This window comes from Arthrobacter castelli DSM 16402, assembly GCF_000430705.1.
In the GTDB taxonomy this organism is placed as follows: Bacteria; Actinomycetota; Actinomycetes; order Actinomycetales; family Micrococcaceae; genus Arthrobacter_C; species Arthrobacter_C castelli.
Genome location: NZ_AUMN01000004.1, coordinates 163916 through 185144 on the forward strand (window position 1 = coordinate 163916; position 21229 = coordinate 185144).

Annotated in this window: 21 protein-coding genes and 1 pseudogene; 12 read left to right on the forward strand and 10 right to left on the reverse strand. The window is 61.9% G+C overall.

The genetic code is table 11. From position 1 onward, the window contains the following. The first annotated feature begins 3 nt into the window (after window positions 1-3). From H535_RS0106735 to H535_RS0106745, 3 genes are all read left to right on the forward strand, one after another. Window positions 4-741 (forward strand): ABC transporter ATP-binding protein, encoded by a 738-nt coding sequence (locus tag H535_RS0106735; RefSeq protein ID WP_026818951.1) that lies wholly within the window; start codon window positions 4-6, stop codon window positions 739-741. Beyond that, the gene (locus H535_RS0106740; RefSeq protein WP_026818952.1) at window positions 738-1505 is read left to right on the forward strand and encodes an ABC transporter permease; all 768 of its coding nucleotides are present in this window, start codon (window positions 738-740) and stop codon (window positions 1503-1505) included. Before H535_RS0106735 ends, H535_RS0106740 begins: the two co-directional genes overlap by 4 nt. Before the next feature lie 90 nt (window positions 1506-1595). Then, entirely contained in the window at window positions 1596-1916 is a 321-nt protein-coding gene (locus H535_RS0106745) for a hypothetical protein (RefSeq protein ID WP_026818953.1), read from the forward strand. A gap of 56 nt (window positions 1917-1972) precedes the next feature. Here H535_RS0106745 and H535_RS0106750 read toward each other — a convergent pair whose 3' ends face one another. Continuing rightward, on the reverse strand, window positions 1973-3292 hold the full coding sequence (locus H535_RS0106750) for a hemolysin family protein (RefSeq protein ID WP_026818954.1): 1320 nt from the start codon (window positions 3290-3292) through the stop codon (window positions 1973-1975). A gap of 509 nt (window positions 3293-3801) precedes the next feature. Here H535_RS0106750 and H535_RS27640 point away from each other — a divergent pair. After that, complete coding sequence (locus tag H535_RS27640; RefSeq protein WP_051298662.1) at window positions 3802-4383, forward strand: hypothetical protein; 582 nt, start codon at window positions 3802-3804, stop codon at window positions 4381-4383. A gap of 417 nt (window positions 4384-4800) precedes the next feature. Here the strand turns inward: H535_RS27640 and H535_RS29845 are convergent. Further along, a pseudogene (locus tag H535_RS29845) lies at window positions 4801-5041 on the reverse strand (IS4 family transposase); the annotation flags it as partial. Between the two features lie 297 nt (window positions 5042-5338). Here H535_RS29845 and H535_RS0106775 point away from each other — a divergent pair. After that, the gene (locus tag H535_RS0106775; RefSeq protein WP_245580199.1) at window positions 5339-6103 is read left to right on the forward strand and encodes a YwaF family protein; all 765 of its coding nucleotides are present in this window, start codon (window positions 5339-5341) and stop codon (window positions 6101-6103) included. 224 nt (window positions 6104-6327) lie between these two features. On the opposite strand, the gene H535_RS0106780 is transcribed toward H535_RS0106775, so the two are convergent. After that, complete coding sequence (locus tag H535_RS0106780; RefSeq protein WP_162144855.1) at window positions 6328-6624, reverse strand: DUF3040 domain-containing protein; 297 nt, start codon at window positions 6622-6624, stop codon at window positions 6328-6330. A gap of 372 nt (window positions 6625-6996) precedes the next feature. On the opposite strand from H535_RS0106780, the gene H535_RS0106785 reads away from it, so the two are divergent. Further along, the gene (locus tag H535_RS0106785; RefSeq protein WP_026818959.1) at window positions 6997-8184 is read left to right on the forward strand and encodes a TerC family protein; all 1188 of its coding nucleotides are present in this window, start codon (window positions 6997-6999) and stop codon (window positions 8182-8184) included. 622 nt (window positions 8185-8806) lie between these two features. Here the strand turns inward: H535_RS0106785 and H535_RS0106795 are convergent. Then, the gene (locus H535_RS0106795) at window positions 8807-9223 is read right to left on the reverse strand and encodes a hypothetical protein (RefSeq protein WP_162144856.1); all 417 of its coding nucleotides are present in this window, start codon (window positions 9221-9223) and stop codon (window positions 8807-8809) included. A gap of 372 nt (window positions 9224-9595) precedes the next feature. Here H535_RS0106795 and H535_RS23905 point away from each other — a divergent pair, with 372 nt between their 5' ends. Beyond that, the gene (locus H535_RS23905) at window positions 9596-9943 is read left to right on the forward strand and encodes a hypothetical protein (RefSeq protein WP_051298664.1); all 348 of its coding nucleotides are present in this window, start codon (window positions 9596-9598) and stop codon (window positions 9941-9943) included. Between the two features lie 96 nt (window positions 9944-10039). On the opposite strand, the gene H535_RS0106805 is transcribed toward H535_RS23905, so the two are convergent. From H535_RS0106805 to H535_RS0106815, 3 genes are all read right to left on the reverse strand, one after another. Then, window positions 10040-10894, reverse strand: coding sequence for a universal stress protein (locus H535_RS0106805; protein ID WP_026818962.1), 855 nt, complete (start codon window positions 10892-10894; stop codon window positions 10040-10042). 563 nt (window positions 10895-11457) lie between these two features. Then, on the reverse strand, window positions 11458-11718 hold the full coding sequence (locus H535_RS0106810) for a hypothetical protein (protein ID WP_155838590.1): 261 nt from the start codon (window positions 11716-11718) through the stop codon (window positions 11458-11460). Between the two features lie 195 nt (window positions 11719-11913). Further along, window positions 11914-12279: a bleomycin resistance protein gene (locus H535_RS0106815; RefSeq protein WP_051298666.1), complete on the reverse strand. Its 366-nt coding sequence runs from the start codon at window positions 12277-12279 to the stop codon at window positions 11914-11916. Between the two features lie 190 nt (window positions 12280-12469). On the opposite strand from H535_RS0106815, the gene H535_RS0106820 reads away from it, so the two are divergent. The 5 genes from H535_RS0106820 (at window position 12470) to H535_RS0106840 (ending at window position 17759) form a co-directional block, all read left to right on the forward strand. Then, window positions 12470-13429: an ABC transporter ATP-binding protein gene (locus H535_RS0106820; protein WP_051298668.1), complete on the forward strand. Its 960-nt coding sequence runs from the start codon at window positions 12470-12472 to the stop codon at window positions 13427-13429. Then, a complete protein-coding gene (locus H535_RS0106825; protein WP_026818966.1) occupies window positions 13426-14304 on the forward strand; it encodes an ABC transporter permease in 879 nt (292 codons plus the stop codon). The genes H535_RS0106820 and H535_RS0106825 overlap by 4 nt, the downstream gene beginning before the upstream one ends. Before the next feature lie 31 nt (window positions 14305-14335). Then, window positions 14336-15589, forward strand: coding sequence for a sensor histidine kinase (locus H535_RS27645; RefSeq protein WP_051298670.1), 1254 nt, complete (start codon window positions 14336-14338; stop codon window positions 15587-15589). Then, on the forward strand, window positions 15582-16214 hold the full coding sequence (locus H535_RS0106835) for a response regulator (protein ID WP_026818967.1): 633 nt from the start codon (window positions 15582-15584) through the stop codon (window positions 16212-16214). Before H535_RS27645 ends, H535_RS0106835 begins: the two co-directional genes overlap by 8 nt. 765 nt (window positions 16215-16979) lie before the next feature. After that, the gene (locus H535_RS0106840; protein ID WP_026818968.1) at window positions 16980-17759 is read left to right on the forward strand and encodes an aminoglycoside adenylyltransferase domain-containing protein; all 780 of its coding nucleotides are present in this window, start codon (window positions 16980-16982) and stop codon (window positions 17757-17759) included. Between the two features lie 313 nt (window positions 17760-18072). Here the strand turns inward: H535_RS0106840 and H535_RS0106845 are convergent, their stop codons facing one another. Genes H535_RS0106845 through H535_RS27650 form a run of 3 tightly spaced genes read right to left on the reverse strand, consistent with a single transcriptional unit; the run spans window position 18073 to window position 21186 of the window. After that, window positions 18073-19617: a multicopper oxidase domain-containing protein gene (locus H535_RS0106845; RefSeq protein WP_026818969.1), complete on the reverse strand. Its 1545-nt coding sequence runs from the start codon at window positions 19615-19617 to the stop codon at window positions 18073-18075. Next, window positions 19614-20021: a hypothetical protein gene (locus tag H535_RS23920; RefSeq protein WP_051298672.1), complete on the reverse strand. Its 408-nt coding sequence runs from the start codon at window positions 20019-20021 to the stop codon at window positions 19614-19616. Before H535_RS23920 ends, H535_RS0106845 begins: the two co-directional genes overlap by 4 nt. Beyond that, window positions 20002-21186, reverse strand: coding sequence for an FAD-dependent oxidoreductase (locus H535_RS27650; protein ID WP_051298674.1), 1185 nt, complete (start codon window positions 21184-21186; stop codon window positions 20002-20004). The genes H535_RS23920 and H535_RS27650 overlap by 20 nt, the downstream gene beginning before the upstream one ends. Between the last annotated feature and the right edge of the window lie 43 nt (window positions 21187-21229).

Consider the following 21229-nt stretch of genomic DNA (forward strand, 5'->3'; position numbering starts at 1 on the left):
GCTGTGAACAGTCCAGATCCAGCTATCCGCATCGAAAATCTCCGCAAGCGGTACGGCGACAAGGTCGCCGTCGACGATGTGAGTCTGCACATCGATAGTGGTGAAGTGCTCGGCGTCCTCGGTACGAACGGCGCGGGCAAGACCACGATGGTGGAGATGATTGCGGGATTGCGCAAGCCGGACCGGGGACGTGTCAGCATCTTCGGCCTGGACCCCCAGCAAGACCGTGCGGAGGTCCGTCAGATCCTGGGGGTCCAGTTGCAGCAGGCCTACCTGCATGATGCGTTGACCGTCACGGAGCTCATTACGCTGTACCGCAGTTTCTATCCGGATCCCCGGCCCGAATCAGAGTTGCTGCAGTTGGTCGGCTTGGGAGAGCAGGGCAAGGTCCGCTTCGGCAGGCTCTCCGGCGGCCAGCAGCAACGGCTCTCCATCGCTCTCGCTCTCGCCGGCGGCCCCCGCATAGTGATCCTTGACGAGCTCACTACGGGTCTCGACCCGCGGGCCAGGCGTCAGATGTGGAAGGCGATCGAAGGCCTTCGGGACGACGGCGTCACCATCCTGCTGGTGAGCCACGTGATGGAGGAGGTCGAACGCCTCTGCGACCGCGTGGCCCTCATTGACTCCGGACGCATTATCGCCCTCGATTCGTCCTCCGGCCTCGTTTCCCGCGCCGGAGCCGAAAACCTCGACGACGCTTTTGTCACACTCACCGGAAATGAACTGGAGGACCCGGAATGAGCATCGCGGTCGAAGCCCATCGCCCCGGAGCCGGAGCATGGCTGTCTCTGATTCAGTGCGAGGCCAAGATGGTCGCCCGGGACACTGCTGGTCTGGTTGTTCCAATCGGCCTGCCTCTCCTGATCCTGGTGATGAGTGCCTCGGCGGCGACCGACGAGGTGGTGGCCAACGGACGTACTGCCCTGGATGTGTTCGTCCTGCCCCTGGTACTGACCTTGGTTATCTCTACCATCGGCATCATTAACATGCCAAGCTTCCTGGCCTACTATCGCCGTGCCGGAATTCTGCGCCGGCTCTCCGTCACCCCTGCCTCACCTGCCATGGTGCTTGTGGCTCAGGTGGTCGTGAGCGTGATTCAGGCGGTCATCGGGATCACCGCAGCACTGGCCGTGGCTGTCTTGATATTCGACGCCAATCCACCCGTCCAGCCCGGCGCGGCCCTCGGCATTTTCGTTCTCGCGATGGCTGCGATGTATGCCCTCGGCATGGTCGTCGCAGCCGTTGCGCCGACACCGAATTCTGCCGTGGCCATCGGACTGATCGTGTTCTTCGCCCTCGCAGCCCTCGGTGGTTTATTCGGCGGGCGGGCAGCTTTGCCCGAACCGGTCGCAGCAGTTGGCGAGTGGCTCCCCTTCGGTGCCACTGTGCAAGCTTTGTCTGCGGTTTGGGCTGGCTTCGCGGTCGAACCGGTCCACCTGATAAGCCTCGGTGTCACAACTGTCCTGGGTTTCACAGTTGCGGCCGTGCTATTCCGCTGGGACTAAAACATTTCGTGTGTCCATGACACGCAAGCCGTCACGGCTGGCGATAGAGCCATTGAAACGATAATCAGCATACTTCCTCTCGATCGATGTATGGTGACCGGAGGTTCACCCGACATCGATGACCTCGAAGCCCATGTCGAACTCGTCTATGACCCGTTCGACCTGACCGCTCCGATCACCGTGACCGGCCCCGGCGGCGCCCCCGGCACACCGGACGCGGTCCTGCTCGACATCCGCCGCCACGTTCACCCCAAGACCGCCGCCGCGAGTCGCGACGCGGATCCCGGCGCAGCCAACGCCGCCTCGGGCATCGACTACCTACCTGCGTCTGATCGAGGACCGTCACAAAGAACCGATGACCGGCGCCCCGATCAGCTACGACCGCAGAAATCTCATCTGACGCATCAATGAGTACTGCTTAGCGCACTGCCGTTGGCCCGCCCGGCTAGCCTGTGTTGAGGCAGGGGTCAGGCTCCTTCGGCCGTCGCGTCTTCGGCGAGGCGGGTGATGCGTATGCGTTCCACGCGGGATTCGGTGGCTTGGAGCGCTTCGAACCGGTGGCCGGCGTATTCGAGACTGTCGCCGGTATCGGGCACGCGGCCGAATCGGTCGATGAGGAATCCGGCGATGGTTTCGTAGGAGCCGTCATCAGGCAGTTCCACTCCGATCAGGGAGGGGATTTCCTGCAGGATCAGCCCTGCGTCGATGTCGATACTTTCCCCGACAGCCGGCTGAGACGATGGGCCTTGGCCCGTTGGTGCCGGGTCGGGATCGTACTCGTCGTAGATTTCTCCGACGAATTCTTCGACCAGGTCCTCGAGGGTCGCAATTCCGGCGGTTCCACCGTATTCATCGACCACTAAGGTGATTTGGTGGTTGCCGGCCCGCATCAACGCCAGGGATTGGGGCACTTTATTGGTCCCCGGTAGGGGAAGGATCGGGCGGGCCAGTTCGGCCACGGGTGTTGCTGTGTTGGATTGTTCGTATACATCGCGAATGTGCAGAAACCCAATGATGTCGTCGATCGATTCGCCGAGCACGGGGTATCGCGTGTGGGGTAAGTCCCGCATCACGGTGCGGGCTTGCTCGATGTTCAGGGTGCTGTCGAGGAAGGCCACGTCGGTGCGTGGTTGCATGACTTCACGGACCAGCCGGTTGCCGGCGGTAAAAGCGCCGGCGAGGATCCCCCGGTGCTCGTACTGGATGGAGCGGTTATCGACGAGCATCTCGCGCAGTTCTTCGGCGCTGACTTCCTCGGTGGCGACCTTCGGATTCCCGCCGAGCAGCCGGACCACGGCATTGGTCGAGACGGACAGCAGCCCGATCACCGGTCGCATGAGTTTGGCGAACACGTTCAGTGGCGGTGCCAGGACCTTGGTGAATCCTTCGGCCCGCTGCATGGCTAAACGCTTGGGCACCAGTTCACCGAGGATGAGGGAGAGGTAAGCGATGAGCAGTGTCATGGCGATCAGCGCCACGGTGTCGGCGGTCCCGTCGGGCAACCCCCAGCTGATCAGTATCGGGGCGACATCGGGAGCCAGTGTCGCGGCGCCGTAAGCTGATGAGAAGAACCCGGCGACAGTGACACCGATCTGCACGGCCGAGAGGAACAAATTCGGATTCCGCACCAGCGCTGCTGTCTTCGGCCCATGGCGGCCGGACCGCTCGATCTGCTTGACCTGGCTCTCGCGCAGGGTCACGATGGCCATCTCCGTGCCGGCGAACAAACCGCCGATCAGCACAAACAGCACAACCAGCAGAAGATTCAGCAGCGTATCGCCATCCATGGCCTCTAATTTACAGGTTTCGAAAGCTTAGCGACTCATTCGGCAACTGCCATCGTGATCCGGCCCGCTAAAGGAAGCAGGCATGGGCGGACCCTGGCTAAGGCCAATATAATGATCAGCGAAGCGGCCGGTATCCGGAAGTGGGGAGTCAACAGTCAACCCCAGGCAGAAAGGCCACCTGTTCGGTCGCAAGTATACGGGGCAAAAAGCGAAGACAATGAACACATTCTGTGTCAGCCGGTAAATGGCCGGGCTGGAGTCCAGAGCGAACTTAATGCCGAACAGCAGCACCTTCTGCAGGTCCTCGCGCGGGACCCTGAAGCTGACCGTGATGATCAAAAAGACAAGGCTCACAGTGGGTGAGGGATGGCATAGCCGGTGATCATCAGTGGCAAGGGTGAACCGCTGGGCGGCCATCCTCCGTGATACAGCAGCATGGAGGCAATGATGATTGGCTATGGGTGCTCCGGACAGCAGAGCCGTGGCGGTGAACGGAGGCCGGGGCCGGTATGAAGATCCAGCCACGGCGGGAAGGGGCCCGCGCCCCAGGCCTCGTGATGGCAGGATTTGGCACGCTGTGGTGGCTGTTCGGGACCACGGGTATGCCCGGCGCCTGGGTAGCGATTAGCGTCGGGGGTGGACTCGCCATCGGGATCGTCCTGTTCGTTCTGACCCTGGCGCAGTTGACTGGCATCAGCGCGCAGGCTGGGTACGGACCGAACGTGCGGCGGCAGTTCGCACTGATCAACCTTGGACAGACGGCAGGGATCGTCCTGGCGATCACCGTGGCAAATCTGGCCGGCGAGGCCGCTTGGATCCCGGCTCTGATAGCGACAGTAGTGGGAGCGCACTTCCTGCCGTTAGCCCGGCTCTTCCGGTGGCCCCAGCACTGGTGGATCGCAGGGTTCATGATCACTGTAGGTGTAACCGGCTTTGCTCTGGCGCTGTCGGGAACGGGGCTGAACATTGTGCTGGTCGTTGTTTGCCCTGGCTGCGCCGTGATTCTGTGGGCGTCGGCGGCGTGGCTTATCTGGCGCTATGGGTCTCACCGGGGGCGGAGTACTCCCCGTTGGCACAGGACATTCAGATAGCCGTACTCCCACGGTCAACAGCCTCGTCCGGCCCATTGACGATCCGGGTCGGCACAGGGTCGCTGTCCGAGTTTAACCGCGGGACCATACCCGATGCCGTGGCGAGTGCGGGCAGGCGACGGGGTGTGATGGACAAGGCGATTGTCATCGGTGCGGGGGTCGGCGGGCCGGTCACCGCTATAGATCAGTCGAGCGGGTCAAGGCGGCCGGGTTCCCGGCATGACGGATGCTGATGTGGAGCGGTTCCGGAAAGCGACTCGTTAACGTGGATCAGAGCCCCGATGAGGCCGGCGCGCGGTTCGAAGACGGGAGTGCCGCACGGCAGCGTTCTCATCGGCGCCGATGGACTGTGGTCGAAGACGCGCACGCTCGTGGTTCATTTCGAGATGTTCGTTTTATGGTTCATGCGAATGAGAACTACAGGTTTGGCCCTGTTGGGGCGATGGATCTGCGGCTGATCCGCAGGGCGGCGACGAAGGAGACCCGGTCGGGAACGCGTCCGGCGTGTTCGGCGGCATCGAACATCAGTGACCGGATGGCGTAGTGGCAGCTGAGGTGCCCGAAGATCTCCTAGACCACCAGTTCGGGGGACTTCGACCGCCTGCAGGCCGCGTTGAGGCGTCTTGAGCACGTCGAAGGCGGACTCGATCTTCCAGCGCAGTCCAAGGAAGTTGGAATGGACACTTGTAGGTGTCCAACAACTCCTACGAGATTTTCAGGGCTGTTTGTTACCCGTCGCTGCGTACTGTGGGAGCTCTATGCTGGTGTGGACGCCGGGCTGGCCCATGCCTGTTGCGGTCGCTGGTGTCGTGGTGGGTGAGGGGAAGCAGATGTTGGTCGGGGGTGTCCATATGGCTGAGTCGCAGACGGGCCCGGCACAGCAAGCCGCCCCTGGCCCCGGGCTGGCGCCGCTGATGGCTGCAGCAGCCGGGGCTGGCCATGAAATCCTGTGCAGGTGGCGCCACGTGCGGTGGATGGCTGCCTCAGACGGGAAGGGCGGCTGACGGTGCTGGCCACGGAGCGGACCTTCATCCCCTTCAGTTTCTCGCACTGGGTGGTTCTACTGTTGGTTGCTGCCGGGGCGGTGCTGTTGGTGTGGGCGGGCCGTGCCCTGCGGGCTGGCCGGGCAAGGGAAGATTTTACCCATGGTTTCGCCATCGTCTTGGCCGCCTATGCGGGCACGATGTTGATTGTCGATATGTTGCCGGCACGGTGGAGCATCGACTCGTCGTTGCCACTGCACATTTCGGATCTGACCTGGATGACGGCGGTGTACGCGCTGTGGACGCGTTCGAGGTGGGCCTTCGCGCTGACCTTTTACTGGGGCTTGACCCTCAACCCGCAGGCGATGATCACCCCGGCGATGCGCCCGGGATTTCCCGACTTTGCCTTCATTGACTTTTGGCTGCAGCATGCCCTCGTTGTCTGGGCCGCTGTGTACCTGACCTGGGGCCTGGGCCTGCGACCGGACTGGGCCGCCTTCCGTATTGCGGTCACGGTCACCATCGGCAGGGCTGTTGTGGTGCTCTGCTTCAACACCGTGGCCGGCACCAACTACGGATTCCTCAATGCCAAACCCGCTAATCCCTCAGTGCTGGACCTGATGGGACCGTGGCCCTGGTACCTGGTGGTCGAACTGCTAGCCGTCATCGTCCTGTGGACGTTAATCACCTGGCCTCTGACCCGCCCACGCAATACACCCAACCAGAGCATGCGATGAGCACGTCAGGGCAGGAACTGATTGATGCAAAGAGCAGGCATTCGACCCTGTGTGCCCCTCATAGGGTCGCGCTGACCATATTGGCCACACCCGCGCCGCCGCGGGTGTGGACCGGGCCGGGAGGCACCAAGGGTGCCAAGAGCGATGGCGTGTACCCGGGCGGTCCGGAACGCTTTCGAAGGGATCCGGGGCGCTGGGCGGGTGGGCTGCAGAGGTTTCAATGATTATGTTCTTCTCGAAAGGTCCCGTGGTGCGGACTTGAGCCAGCGCGGAACCATCCGGGCGATTGCCATGACTGTGACGATTATTCCGCTCAAGGCCAGAATCACTGCGGTGGCGGCCACACCGACCATCAGGATGAAGGCTCCGACTGCGATCATCGTCAGTTCGAACACCAGCGGATCCTGTGACGGTTCCTGCTCCCGGGCAGCAGAGAACGACTGCGCCAGCCGTGGGTCGTCAGAACTGAGCCGCATTTCCAGCCTGGCTAATTCTTCACGTTCAGATTCAGATAGAGCCAATGAACTCGACCTGCCGATCCCCTTCCGGTCATAGCGCGAAAACTACAGCGGGCACGGCCACCGTATGAGGTGTCGCCCCGAGGACTCATCGCACGGTGGTCTGAGTCCAGTATCCCACTTCTGCGGTGCTCAAACGAGTCGAAGCGGCTCACATCACGTCCTGTATTGGGGCGGCTGCAACGGTTGGCTGTGTCTCATTCTGTGGCGGTGATCGCGGTGGCCGGGTAGGCTGGTTGGTGCGTAGGAGAGTATCCCTCAGCGCTGCACCCGTCAATACGTTAGGCGAAAGCCCGACCGGGTGCAGTGGCCGGCCGGGCGGCCGGTGGAGAGACTTGTGCTTCGACCAGTTGAAACTCTTCGAAGGCAGAGAACATGACCGTCTCCCCGCTCATATGGTCACTGACCATTGCTTTTATCCTGGCGCTGCTGGCCTACGACTTCTTCTTCCACGTCCGCAAGGCCCACGTGCCCACGCTGAAAGAAGCGGCCATTTGGTCGGCCGCCTACGTCGGCATCGCAATCCTGTTCGGCATCGCGGTGCTGATCTTCGGCGGCACAACCATGGGCCGAGAATATTTCGCCGGGTACCTGACCGAAAAGGCCCTGTCGGTCGACAACCTGTTCGTCTTTTTGATCATCATGGCCAGCTTCAAGGTCCCGCGCGAGGACCAGCAGAAAGTGCTGCTGTTCGGCATCATCTTCGCGCTGATCACCCGCACCGGCTTCATCTTCCTCGGCGCGGCGCTGATCAACAATTTCGCCTGGGTGTTCTACTTCTTCGGCCTGATCCTGTTGTTCACCGCCGCCAAGATGCTCAAGCCCGAAAGCGAAGAGAGCCACTCGGCGGACAACTTCATGATCCGCATCGCCCGCAAAGTCTTCCACACCACTGACTATTACGACGGCGACAAACTGTTCACCGTCGAAAACGGCAAAAAAGTGATGACCCCGATGCTGCTGGTGATGGTGGCCATCGGCGGCACCGACATCCTGTTCGCCCTTGACTCCATACCAGCGATTTACGGGCTGACCCAGAATGTGTTCATCGTCTTCACCGCCACCGCGTTCTCCCTGCTCGGCCTGCGCCAGCTCTACTTTTTGATTGATGGCATGCTGGACCGGCTGATCTACCTGTCCTACGGGCTGGCCGCGATCCTGGCCTTTATCGGCGTCAAGCTGGTGCTGCACGCCCTGCACGAGAACACCGTCCCCTTCATCAACGACGGCCAGCCGGCCCCGGTCTTCGAAATCACCACCGGGCTGTCGCTGTCGGTCATCGTCGCCGTGCTGCTGGTGACCATCATCGCCTCGCTGTACAGCCCGGCCGGCAAGGCCCAAACCGCGGTGACCAATGCCCGCCGCCACGCGGAAAACTACCTGGACCCGGACTACACCCACGACCCGAACGAGCGGGAACGCGTCTACCAGGCACTGGTGGACGAGGAAAAGCAGATCTTCAGCATGGATCTGAAATACCGCAACAAGATCAACGACATCGAAAAAATCCGCCAGAAAGTACGCGAAGCCCACCGCGTCCACGACGAGCACGCCACGCGCTGACCGTCGGCCAGCACCGGGTTTGCACGGAGTGAAACCTCCCTGACTGAAACTACGTCCGTACAGCTACGCCACGAGCTGCGGAATATGGTCGATTTCCAAATGCCTGTGGTCACAGGCGAGGCAATGGTGCGGTCTCGAAGCATTCCGGTTCCTCGCGGCAGGTAAATTCAGGTCCTCAGCAAAGCGGTCGTGGGAATCCAGCGTCACCGCCTCCCTATGCCGCTTCGGCCTAACATTTCTGTTGCGGGCCTTGATGTGTTGGCGCTTCACGGCGGAGAGTTTCGGCGTTGAGCAGCCTGTAACGCAATCGTGTGGCGGGATTCGGGCGCGCGAAAAAGTACTCAAAATCCACTGCCTGACACGCCTTGGTATGGAGCCGGAGCAGTTCTTGGTTGGAAAGAACACTCAGATCCTCTGGAAGACCGTCATGAAAATCCTGCGTCTCCAATAACCCGTAATACACAAACCCCCGCCCCCTGGCCAGAAAGTCCCCTCGATGACCGTGCTGTTTAGGCTGAGTTAAGCATATCGTCCCACCTGTGCCAGCGGCGGGCATCCTCGTATCGAAACGATAAACTCCTACTGTAGAACACCGGTGACATACCCGTCGTATTAATAGTGGCTATGTATCCAAGACCTGGACATCGTCAGCATCCACATACGCAGCACCTTCCCAGTTCTCCAGTGCGCTCAGATTCAGCTCCGTTCCCAGCTCTTCCTCAACGGCACTAACGTCGAAGCTTTCCTGCACCGTCCCGGTTACCTCGACAGCGGCACCATCGGTGACAACGACTTCTCCATCATGGACGACCAGCAGGGCATCGCCTGTAACGTCCGTGCCGGAGTCATCGGTGCCGCCGATGGCGAAGAACATAGGTGTGATGTTGTCGCGGACTTGAGATGTCAGGGTTACTTCCTGCCCGGTATATCCGTCGATGTCATCGTGGAACTGCTGACTGTACACACCGCTGAACGACCCGTCGGGATCCTCGGTGACTCCGCCACCTCCGCCCGACCCTCCACAAGCGGTGAGAGCCACACATGCCAAGGCCCCCGCTGCCACGGCGCGGCTTACCGAAAACGCGCTTCCACTGCCAGCCACTGTCGTCTTGCCCTCCCCCGATTGCCGGTACCTCACTACCAGTGTGCCACCGCCAGAGACGGTTCTGCGATCAATCCGCGCGGAAGCCTCCAAGGGCTGGAACAGTCTGAGCCATGTTTACATGGTTTACAGTCGGCCCGAAAGCGCCCGCTGAACGTTGGTTTACCAGCTCGAGACAACCAGTCCAGCGGCAGCCCAGATTCTTGGTGCCACAGACCATTGAGGTCGAGATATAAAGAACTCAACAATGACCGTGGTACAGCGAAGGCGACAACGGATAACTAATGCAGATGCAACGAAAGAAAGCGCATGAGTATGTTGGACACTGACCTGATCCCGCGGACAGAGGGCGTGTTCGGCTCCCTCGCGGCAGAAGATTTCGGCTCTGTGAAGGCTCAGATGAGCTTCATCTGCGCACGCATTCTGACGAAGAGGAAAGTCATGGGAGTGTGGCATGACGTGATTACCCGCTCTGGTCAGTGGATATCATCCGCTGACACGCGGACAGGATACTCAGCCGGGAACCGGGCCGTTGGCCAGACTCTGCTCAACTATGAGGCCGGCCAGTGGCTCGGGAAAGTCGCCTACAACAAGGCTGGGAGGATTACCGGCCTGCTCATCATGCCTCCAACTGAGACCGCCAACGTACCTTTCTAACCATGCGGGTGGAATGTTTACCAGGGCTGACACAGAGGGACCGCCGAAGGTCCTTGCACGAGTTGACAGGTTGTACCCCCAACGCGCTGGAACTGCCTATGGTTGCGGCACCACCATTACGGGGGACGTACCTCCGAGCAAGACTGCTTGGCTCACCGAGCCCAGCACGAGTCCGGTAAGGCCGCTATGGCCGCGGGTGCCCAACACCAACATGTCAGCGGAATGTGAAATCCCGATCAAGGCCTTGGCTGCCCGGCCGGGACGGACCTGCCATTTCACCACCAGATCGGGATGTTCCTGCCGGGCAGCTTGGAGAAGTTGTTCCAGCATAGTTTCCGTCCCGGACAGAACCCGATCATCGCCAGAGGTGCCCCGCACTAATACTATGACCAGTGGCTTGCTGTGCAGCCTTGCCATCTGCGCCGCCGCCCGGACAGTCGTGCACTGCTGGGCTTTCCCATCGACCGCGGCAACAATGCTGCCCCCATAGTCGTTGTCATCGGCAGCAACGGCCGGTTCGGAGGGCCGGCCTTCCCGTGCCGGGGCAGTGATGAGAACGGGGCAGTTGGCGTGCGCGGCCAACCAGGAGGAGACACCGCCCAACACACGATCGGATACCGTGTGCCTTCCATGCTTGCCAACCACCACCAGCCCGGCCTGTGCCGAATGCCGGGCGAGTACGCGATGCGCCTCGCCCGACTCAATGCGTGTGCTCACTTCCAGGCCGCGCCGTATTGCCGGCTCGGCCGCCTCCTCAAGAAGCATCGTGGACTCGTGTTGTTGCGCTCCGGCGTAAACCGAGCCGACCGTTGGATCAATCACCAGTGACGGAGCAAACACGCTTATCAGATGAAGCGGCCAGCTGCGTACACAGGCTTCGGTGATAGCAACTTCAAGCGCCCGCGATGCAGCCGGTGATCCATCGATCCCCACCAACACCACATCCTCCATATCACCACCTTAGTCCGACCCCCGTGGCACCGCGAGGCATTGACAAGCCGTCCATAACCGGCATGGCCACGCACGAACAAACCCTCATCCGAATCAGTATGGAATGCGGACGGCCTGGGTTGAGGCGCAAATTTCCGGGGCGGGCGGCAGTGGACCGACCTCGACCATGGGAAAAGGGCGGCCCGCCAGCTCCGGAAGAGGCCACCCTTTCCACGTCAGGATTTTACCGATTGCTCAGGCTCGCCCGGTAGGCTGGCTAGTACCTCGTGTCGAGTGCGAGTGTGACAGGGGACCGGTTTGAACCGTTCCCGGTTCCCTTGGTCGGTAAGCAACTGGACAAGCTCCCCAACTTTATTCTGGTTGCTTACCGGCCTCTGTCAAGCGAAATCTGGTGGGCCCCTGCACCGCACAGTCGTCTGAATGGGCCAGTGCTGGCGTAATTCGCTCCCGCAGCCCGGTTATCCGAACAATCCAGCTCTCCGAAGCCTGGCAGAGTTCGCAGTGGCGGACCATGAACGGGCCGGACGCGTATCACGTGTCGGTGTGGAGCGTACCCGGATGCATCAGCCAGAGATTCTGCTGCGGTTGGCCCGCAGGAAAATGATCCGCACGGCTGAGCCGGCCAGCAAGGCCGCTATGACGACGAGTGCCAGCAGGACGTATAACCAGACCAGGAATCCGGTGATGGTATCCGGCCGGGACAGGCCCGCCACCTCGACCCAAACCCATGCACCGGCCAGCAGAACCAGATAGAGACCGGATGAGATGCCGCTGCCGCCCACCTGCCCGTTCCACAGTTTCCCGAACCACTGTTTTAGCCCCATACCCACTATTTTGAGCCCACCATGGCCCGCATATCGCCCACGAAACCCGCACGGGGCGGAGAAAGTTAGCAAGTTGTGATCCCGGGCCCACGCTCCAGCTGACTGTGTGCAGTCGGGTGCGGACATTTGCGCAGATAGCTTCGGACATTGACACCGTAAGCGGATCCCACGGCGGGACGCGGTGCCGTTGGCTGCTTAGTGCCGAGAGCCGTAGCGGAGGAGGTTGCCGTCCGGGTCGATGTGGGCACCCTCTCGGATGCCGTAGTCGGTGTCGACCGGTTCGACGTCTTTACCGTCGGGAGCGGTCGACCACTGCCGCCACACCATGTCAGAGTCGTCGACATCGAGGTAGGCGCAGCCAGCGGTGGTGGCTGGGTCGTGATCCTGGTTGCGCGATACGTGAATCTCGACGGGGCCCAGCGAGGCGAACCCATACTCCTCGTTGTGGGGCTCGACCTCGAACCCGAGACCGCGGTAGTGCTCCAGCCAGCGTGCCACGTCAGTGGTCGAAAACACCGGCGCCACCGACCGCAGCTTCACAGACGTCTTGTTCATCTTCATGGTCAGATTCTCCCACCCGCCGCGAAGTCGCCAGGGACGCTTCGATCAGCTGACCCCACGTGACCAGTCATCGTCCCGGTGGGCATGGGACGGCGGAAATCGTTGACCTGCGGTGTCCACCGTTCGGTGGACACGAAGTTCAGTATATTGGGCCTCATTTCGGAACCCATAGGCACGGCAAGCTGATCATATGAACGCACTGACATCTTTGAGTACTCAACCGACGAAGCGGGTCCGGGAGGATGGACCGATTATTGGAGTCGAGCAGTTAACTAAGTCGTATGCGAAGCCCAAGGGCGGGCAGTTCAATGCGGTGGACAACGTCACCTTCGAGGTCAGCGCCGGCGAAACCTATGCCATGCTTGGCCCTAACGGTGCCGGCAAATCCACCACGATTGAAATACTTGAAGGACACCGGAAGCCCACGAGCGGGGCCGCGAGGGTCCTCGGCTGCCGGCCGTACAAGGCATCACCGGCTTTTCGGGCGCGGATCGGCGTTGTCCTGCAGGAAGCGACCGACGCCGGCGAGCTCGGTGTCGCAGAATCGCTGCGGAACCTGGCCGTTTTCTACCCCAACCCGAGGAGCGTCGACGAGGTGGTTGCCGCGGTTGGACTTGAAGAAAAGGCCAGCGCCCGGATCAAGGCCCTCTCCGGCGGCCAGCGGCGGCGCGCAGACGTGGCGATGGGCCTGATCGGCAACCCCGAGCTGCTGTTCCTCGACGAGCCGACCACCGGCTTTGACCCTGAGGCCCGCCGCGCATTCTGGGAGCTGATCCGCAGCCTCGGTCAGGATGGGACCACCGTTGTCCTGACCACTCACTATCTGGATGAAGCGCAGCAGTTGGCCGACCGCCTCGGCATTATCGCGGGTGGGCGGCTCATCGCTGAAGGTACCCCCACTACCATCGGCGGGCCTGAGGTACGCACTCCGCGGGTGCGGTGGACCGATCAGGAGGGCAGACATGAGCAGATCACTACCGAGCCTGCCTCGCTCATCCAGCGGATTAGTGACGGCGGACGGCGGGAACCGGAGTTGCTGGAGGTTTTCCGACCCTCCCTCGAGGATATTTATCTGCAGCTGCTGGATCATCAGAAATCGGTTGATCCAAAGCCAGCCAGCGAACCCCGGAATCGGCAGGATCTGCCATGAGCAGCTCAAACGTCACTGCCAGCAGGTCTTTGAACCGCGCTCGAGACCCGGATAAGCCCTGGCGCCCCAATACTTTCGTGCTTGGCTGCAGACGGACCGTCGTCGAGATTGTGCTATTTAACCGGGATGTCGCGTCGCTGTTTTTCATCTTGTTGTTCCCGATACTGATCATGGGTCTGTTCAGTACTGTCTTCGGCGATGAGCCCACTTTCGGTGCCGAGGGCGATGTCGTTGATCCGATCACGCCGGCGCAGTATTATCTGCCGGGCTTGATTGCCCTCGGCACCATTCTGAGCGGATTCCAGAATCTGAGCGGCTACGTCGCGGCCGAGCGGTATAACGGCGCCATCAAGCGCCTGGCCGGTACGCCGTTACCGCCGCTGTCCTACTTCATCGGCAAGACCGGTCTGACCCTGTACTTGATCGTTACCCAGACCGTGCTGCTGCTGCTGTTTGCCGGGTTCGTGATGGATGTGCCGATGCCAACGGATCCACAGCAATGGTTCACCTTTGCCTGGGTGTTGTTACTGAGCACAGGCGCATGGTCGATGGCCGGCATTGCGTTTGCCTGCTTGGCCAAGTCCGCTCAAAGTGCCGCCACCCTGACCGTATTGCCGGTTTTGCTGCTCTCCTTCACTTCCGGAGTCTACTTTCCCTTCCACCGGTTGCCCGAATGGTTGCAGAACATCGCTAATGTGACGCCACTGCGCTGGACGGCGAGCGGGATGCGATCGGTGTTCCTGCCTGAAGGATGGGAAATGGCCGAACCAGGCCAAGCCTGGCATCTGGGACTCTCGGCCGTCGTCATTCTGCTCTGGCTGATCGTGGGACTAGTGGTGGTCCGGCTGACGTTCAAGTGGCCACCGCAGAAATGAGCACCACGGGAAAAACAGTAGAGTTGTGGCCATGAGCGCGAGGCAGGACCGGGCCGAACGCATGAGGCCGGATCGTTCGGTATGGGTCGGCGGGATGAAATGGTGGCACGCGGCGTTCTACGTCGTCCTGACCACAGCGGTGCTGATCATCGTCGGGTATGACGGATCCGGGATCGAAAAAATTCCCATGCTGCTGGCCCTTGCCGGCCTCGGTGTCGTCTATCCATTCCTCACCCGGCACCGGAATCTTAGAACCTGGAAACCGAAGGCATATCTGGTGTTGCTGACCGCCGTCGTTATTCTGTTGGTCAGCCAAGGCGGGGTCGGGATGGTCATCCTGTTTGTGGCATTTCCGCAGATGTGGATGTTCGCCGGAACGGCCAGGGGCGGCGTCGCCTTCACCGCAATTCTGTGCATCGGGGTGGGCGCTGCGCAGCTTCAGTTCTGGAACGAGTCCGAAATATCGCTTAGCGGTGCAGTCGTCCAGGCCGCCACCACCTTTGTGGCCAGCACCATGCTGGGACTGTGGATCTACAAGATCATCGCCCAGAGCGAGGACCGTGGCGAGCTATTGGCGGAACTGGAAGCTGCCCGGACTGAACTTACCGCCTCGTACAGAGAGCAGGGTGCCATGGCCGAGCGAGAGCGGATATCCCGCGAAATCCACGACACGCTGGCACAAGGCTTCACGTCCATCATCATGCTCACCGAAGCGGCACAGGCTCAGTTGCGAAAAGAGAGTCCAGGTTCAGGGGCCACGGCGTTGGAGCAGCAACTGCAGGGAATCCAATCCACGGCCCGGAGCAGTCTGCAGGAGGCGCGGTCCCTGATTGCTGCCACGGGGCCGGCGCCGCTTCAGGGAGCGGACCTGCTCGATGCGTTGGCCCGCTTAGAGGAATCATTTGCCGATGACCCCGGCGCGGACTTGGTGCTGACCCTGCCCGGCTCCCTGCCGCCATTGTCCTCTGTCCAGCAAATCGCCATCCTGCGCACAGCCCAGGAAGCGCTCAACAATGTCAGGCGTCATTCCTCAGCGGAGCATGTCACACTCCGTCTGGAGGCCCCTGACAGAAGGCTGACACTGTTGATCCATGATGACGGTGACGGATTCGATCCCGGCACGGCAACCCACGGGTTCGGTCTGGAGGGGATGGCAGCACGGCTCGATGAGATCGGCGCCCGGTTGGACCTTCAGTCGGCACCCGGCGAAGGGACTACCGTCTCGGCGACAGTCCCGCTGGACCTGCATCCACAAAGACAACCAGCGCAGGTCGGCAATGCCTGAGCGGATCCGGGTGGTGATTGCCGACGATCATCCCATTGTCCGCGCCGGCCTTGCAGGATTGCTGAACACTTCGGACGGTATCGACGTCGCGGGCCAAGCCGGTGACGGGCAGGAGGCGCTACGTATGGTCGCCGAGTTGGAGCCCGACGTCGTCCTAATGGATTTGCGGATGCCCGGCCTCGACGGCGCCAGCGCGACAGCGCGCATCCACTCCGACCATCCAAACCCCAAGGTTCTTGTCCTGACCACCTACGACGGCGATGCGGACATCATGCGCTCGGTCGAGGCAGGGGCGGTCGGATACCTGCTCAAGGACACCGCCGGGGAGACGATCATCGAGGCAGTCTTCGCCGCGGCCCGTGGCGAAACCGTACTGGCACCGGCCGTTGCGGCCAAACTGGTCTCGCGGATGCGGATGCCGGAGCAGCGGTCCTTGTCGGCACGGGAGGTGGAGGTTCTTGAAGCTGTCTCGACCGGGCTGAGCAATTCCGAGATTGCGGCCCGCCTCTTCATCGCCGAAGCAACCGTGAAAACCCACCTGCTGCGCATCTTCGCCAAGCTCGACGTCGAGGACCGCACCCGCGCTGTCGTCGTCGCAATGGAACGGAGACTACTGCGACGTTGAGCTCGACGTGACGCGGTGCTCGCATACACCCCTCCACCTTCGAGAAGTGTGAGCCCAATATGAAGATCAGAATTCTGCCGGGCGGCAGCCGATTGTCCCCGAACTCAACACCGGCATCCGCAGCATCAAAGCAGAGCGGAACCATCCCCGCACGCCTTGGACGAATCTGTTCGAGGGCGACGATGGGCCCGAGAAGATCGTGGAAAACCCGACGTCATTATCGCCATGGGCAGCCAAGGCCCTGCCACGGCAAAGCGAATAACCGACGCCGAGCTGAATATTTCGCCGAAGTCATGGAACGCTTTAAAATGTCTGGTCCAGATTACCGTCGTGCGGCACGCACAATCCCACTCAAGCAACAAAGAAAGTTTGCTTTGAGGGCAGCTAACCGCCAGCTAACCGGGGTGACTCCGCAGAGTACCATCACCAACCATGCGTATATTGGGCCAATGGATGCATCCCGCAAGACCGTCCTTGCCCTACGCGACGTCGCTTACGGTCCAACCACCTGCCGCCAGAGTCAACGGTCGTCGATCCTCTTACGGGAGGCTCAGCTTTGGCATAGGCATAGAGCCCTCATTGACGCAAGCGACGAGCTCATTGCCTTCCCCGACTTGGTGGCGCGCGCTAGTATCACTTCATGATCAGGTGCTGTTTCTTTGCTGTGCGCCTTCGCTGCTCGTCACGAAGGACGGCGACACGTGCACGCTCGCCGTACTCGCTGGATCTGCCTTTTCATTTCACGAGTATTGGAACCAACTACTCTTGATTACGTCTTTCCCTGAGCTGAATGCTGTCCTGCAGGAGCTGAACGAGGCAGCGCGTACCATCCTGCAAGGCACGTACGTCGGTGGCTACCTGCAAGGCTCCTTCGCTCTCGGCGGTGGCGACGCGTATAGCGACGCTGACTTCATCATCGTCACAACCGTTCCACCAAGCGGTGAGGTAGAGGCCGACCTCCGACGCCTGCACGCCGATATACCAACACGTCCCGGCCTCTGGCCAGACAACATCGAAGGCTCTTACGCGCACGCAGATTCGCTACGTTCGGCGGAGGGGCTCGGTGTGCCGTGGTTGTTCGTGGACCGCGGACGCCGGGAGATGACCTGGGACGATCACTGCAACAACCTCCACACACGGTGGATCCTGCGCAATCACGGCATCGTGCTCGGCGGTCCTCCGCCCGCAGAACTCGTCGATCATGTCCCGGAACAGGCTATGCGGGAGGCGGCGCGCGAGGCGCTGCCGGGCACCCTGGCAGGAATACGCGAGTGGGCCGACATGGAGCATGCCTGGACGCAGCGATACATCGTGCAGACCTACAGCCGTGTGCTCTACACCGCGACGACCGGCAAAGTGGCCTCCAAATCCACCGCGCTCGAGTGGGTGTGCAATAGGCTCGATCCCGTCTGGTCACCGCTCCTGGCGCAAGTCGCAGAGGACCGCGCAACTCCCTGGAAGCCAGTGGACCCGCCACTCCCCGGAAGTATGCGGCGAGCATGCGAGTTCGCCTCCTACGTCGAGGTGTTCGCCGAGACTCACTGAACACCGGCCTCGAGACCACCACAGTACAGCGCGTCCTCCTGATGCGCAGGCGGCGTCCCGGCCGAGGGAATCGTCTCGTGCAAAGTCCTGCCCGCTTCAAAGTGCTCAGCCACTAGAATCTCGCAGCTTCATCAGCTGGACGGATTTAGTGTTTGGGACACGGCCCGAGATACGGCCTACGTCCCGGGCAAAAAATGGTGGCTTGAGCCCAGTAGAGAGGAAGCGTCCCGCTTCGCGATTCGAGACTGCCTCTGTGCAGGTGCCGGCACCGCCGTTCGATTTGTTGCCGCCACCGGTCAATCAAACTTTGGCCCTATCGGAGAGTTTGGAAGTTCGACATCATCATCATGTCCTCGTGTTCAAGATTGTGGCAGTGCATGACGTAGGTGCCGGCGTAGTCAGTCATTCGGATGGCGACCTCGACTACTTCGCCGGGCCGCAGATCGATTGTGTCCTTCCACCCGGTGTCGAATGGTCCGGGCCCGCCTCCGCCGCGGCGGGTGACTTGGAATTGTTCAAGGTGGACGTGGATGGGGTGATGGACGTCGGTGATGAACCGCCACAATTCGATGTCGCCGAGTGGAACCTTGGAGTCGATGCGGGCGGGGTCATAGGCCCGGCCGTTGATCAGCCATCCAGTCTCGCCGGAAGGGAGCGGGCCTTGGGTGAAGGTGAATTCGCGGGTGAGTGTCCCGGCCGTGGAGCTGATTCCCTCGACGCGGCTGAGCCTCGGGGGTACGTTGCTGTCGTCGCGGGCCTTGCGTGCGATCCGGAAGCGCATCACGTTTTTCGTCGATCCGGTTCCGAAGGCGTTGGTCAGCGTGACGAGGCTGCCGACCGGGTAGGCGGAGAAGTCGATGACGACGTCGAAACGCTCGGCTGGCGCTATCCTCAGGTTCGGATGCTCCAGAGGTGCGGCCAGGAGTCCGCCGTCGGATCCGATTTGGGTGAACGAGGCGCCCTGTGGAGGGCGGGGGTCCAGCCGCAGGTCGTAGCGGCGGGCGTTGGAAGCGTTGAGGATCCGGAATCGGTAACGGACGGCGTCGACGTCGAGTTCCGGCCAGGGGGCGCCGTTGACGAGCACCACGTCGCCGAGGACGCCGGCCATGTATTGTTCCGTGACGCCGGGTTGTTCCAGCATGGTCGGGTCCAGGGCGGGGTAGCGGAATGCGCCGTCTGCTTCGAACGCGCGGTCGGTGATCATCAGCGGGATGTCGCGGTCACCTCCGGGCAGTGGCAGCGCTTCTTCTTCGTCGTCGTGGATCAGGTGGAATCCGGCCAGGCCGTGGTAGACGGCCGGGCCGGTGAAGTCCATCCGGTGGTCGTGGTACCACAGTGTTGCGGCACGCTGCGTCATCGGATACTCGTAGGCGAAGGAGCCGCGGCTGATGGTGCCGCCCTGGTGGTGCCCCGGCACGGTATCCATGCCGCGCGGAAGCACATAATCAGTCGGGAACCCGTCGGATGCGGCCGGTGTGTGCCCGCCGTGCAGATGCACCACCGATGGGATGTCGAGTTCGTTGATGTGCTCGACGATCACCGGCCGTCCCGTCCGGGAAGGCACCGTTGGTCCCGGGAACTGCCCGTCATAGCCGAGGATGGGGGTCTTGGTGCCGGGCAGGATCTCGACTTCGGCATGACGCTGGGTGATGGCGAAATGGTCGGTGCCGCCGGTGGTGTCCGTGGGCACCGCGACCGCTGGCACTGGCAGCGGGACGGTGAATGGGCCGGGCAGCCGGAGCGAACTGCGCAGCAGGTTGCCCGTCGCACTGCCTGAGGCCAGCGCACAGCCCCCAAGGGTTGCACCGATCGCGGCACCGCCTGACAGGCCAAGGAAGTGTCGGCGGGATAGCGTCATGGCCGCGTCCTGGGTTCGGGCTGGTAGCGCAGCGACCAGATGAACATTGTGGTCACGGTGACGATGATCGCCACGCCCAGTGGAATGTGCAGGCCGAGGTCGCGGGCGTACCCGAATCCAACCTGCATCCCTTCCACGGGGAACAGCACGACGGTGACGGCCAGCGGCCACCATGGTCCGCGACCGGGATACCAGAACAGTAGCGCGGGCACGGCCTGGGCCATGGTGATCAGGGTCAGCATTCCGCCGAGCAGCCGGTGCATTGTCATGGCGTCGAGGCTGCCGGACAGGTAGGCGCCTGCCAGGATCGCCTGCGTGAACGCGGCCGCGGCGTGCAGGCCGAGTATGGCGACGAGTATCCACCGGAATACCGGCTGCGCCCGCTCAAAGCGACGTGTGGGCATCGGCGTCCCATTCCACGCTGTAGCCGTACTGATCCGCGGTGGCCCGCGCCCCCATCCGCAAAAACAGCGGCAGTCCAAGATCGCGAACCACGTTGGAAGCGGCGGATGAGATTTTCCGCTCGCCGATTTGGCGGCCGAACTTTACAATCTTTTCGGCACGCGGCTTGCGTGCCTGCACGAAGCGCTCCAGCGCCGGGGAGGGATCGTTATGGTCGCGCAGGCTTTGGGCGAGCACGACTCCGTCCTCGATCGCCAGCGAGGCACCCTGGCCTGCCGATGGGCTCATCGCATGGGCGGCATCTCCGATCAGGCAGATCCTGGACGTGCTCCATTCGTCCGGATCGGGCAGGTCATAGATGGGCCAGGCACCTGCCGAATCAGTTGCAGCAGCGAGAATGCCCGGGATCGGTGCTGGATCCGCGGCATGCAGCGCCCGTAGCTGTGACATCCACGCGGGGCCCTCTATGCGGTCCAGTTCTGCCCGCTCCGGTTCCTGGCTGCGGGGAAAGTTGCTGAACCAGTACGCCGTGCCGTTGCGTATGGCATGGCCAAAGAACGCCTCCCGGCCGAAGTGCATCTGCTGTCGTGCGGTCTCCGGCAGGTCGACGTCCGTCCACCCACCGCAGTCGATGATTCCCGTATACCGCGGCGGTTGTGCTTCCGGCCAGGCGAGTTGGCGGATGGTTGAGAAGATGCCGTCGGCACCAACCAGCGCATCGGCCCGAACAGTGTCACCGGCATCGAGGGTGGCGGTGACACCGGCAGCATCTTGAACCACATCGAGAACCCTGGTGTCGAAGTCGGTCCTGATCCCTGCGGCGCTGACCCGGGACGCGAGTTCGCGCTGCAGCCGTGCCCGCTGCAGCAGTATGCTCGGCGCCCCATAACGGGCTTCATCCTGTTCGCCGTCGAGTTGGGCAATCCGCCGGCCCTTCGCATTCCGGAAATCCAAGCCCGAAAGGACAAAACCGCCAGCGGTCTCGGGTATGCCGCCCAGGTCAAGAGTGCGCAGGGCATTAACGCCGTTCGGGGCCAGAGCCAAAAACGCGCCGCCGGTGTCCACCCCCGGCCGGGCTTCAACGATGTGGCTTTCAAGCCCGGCCTTGTCGAGCGCCAGCGCTAAAGTGCACCCCGCAATTCCAGCACCAACGATGAGCACCTTCATATCAAACCCCTAACCCGGGTCGAAATGTCGTTCGTTCGTGCGA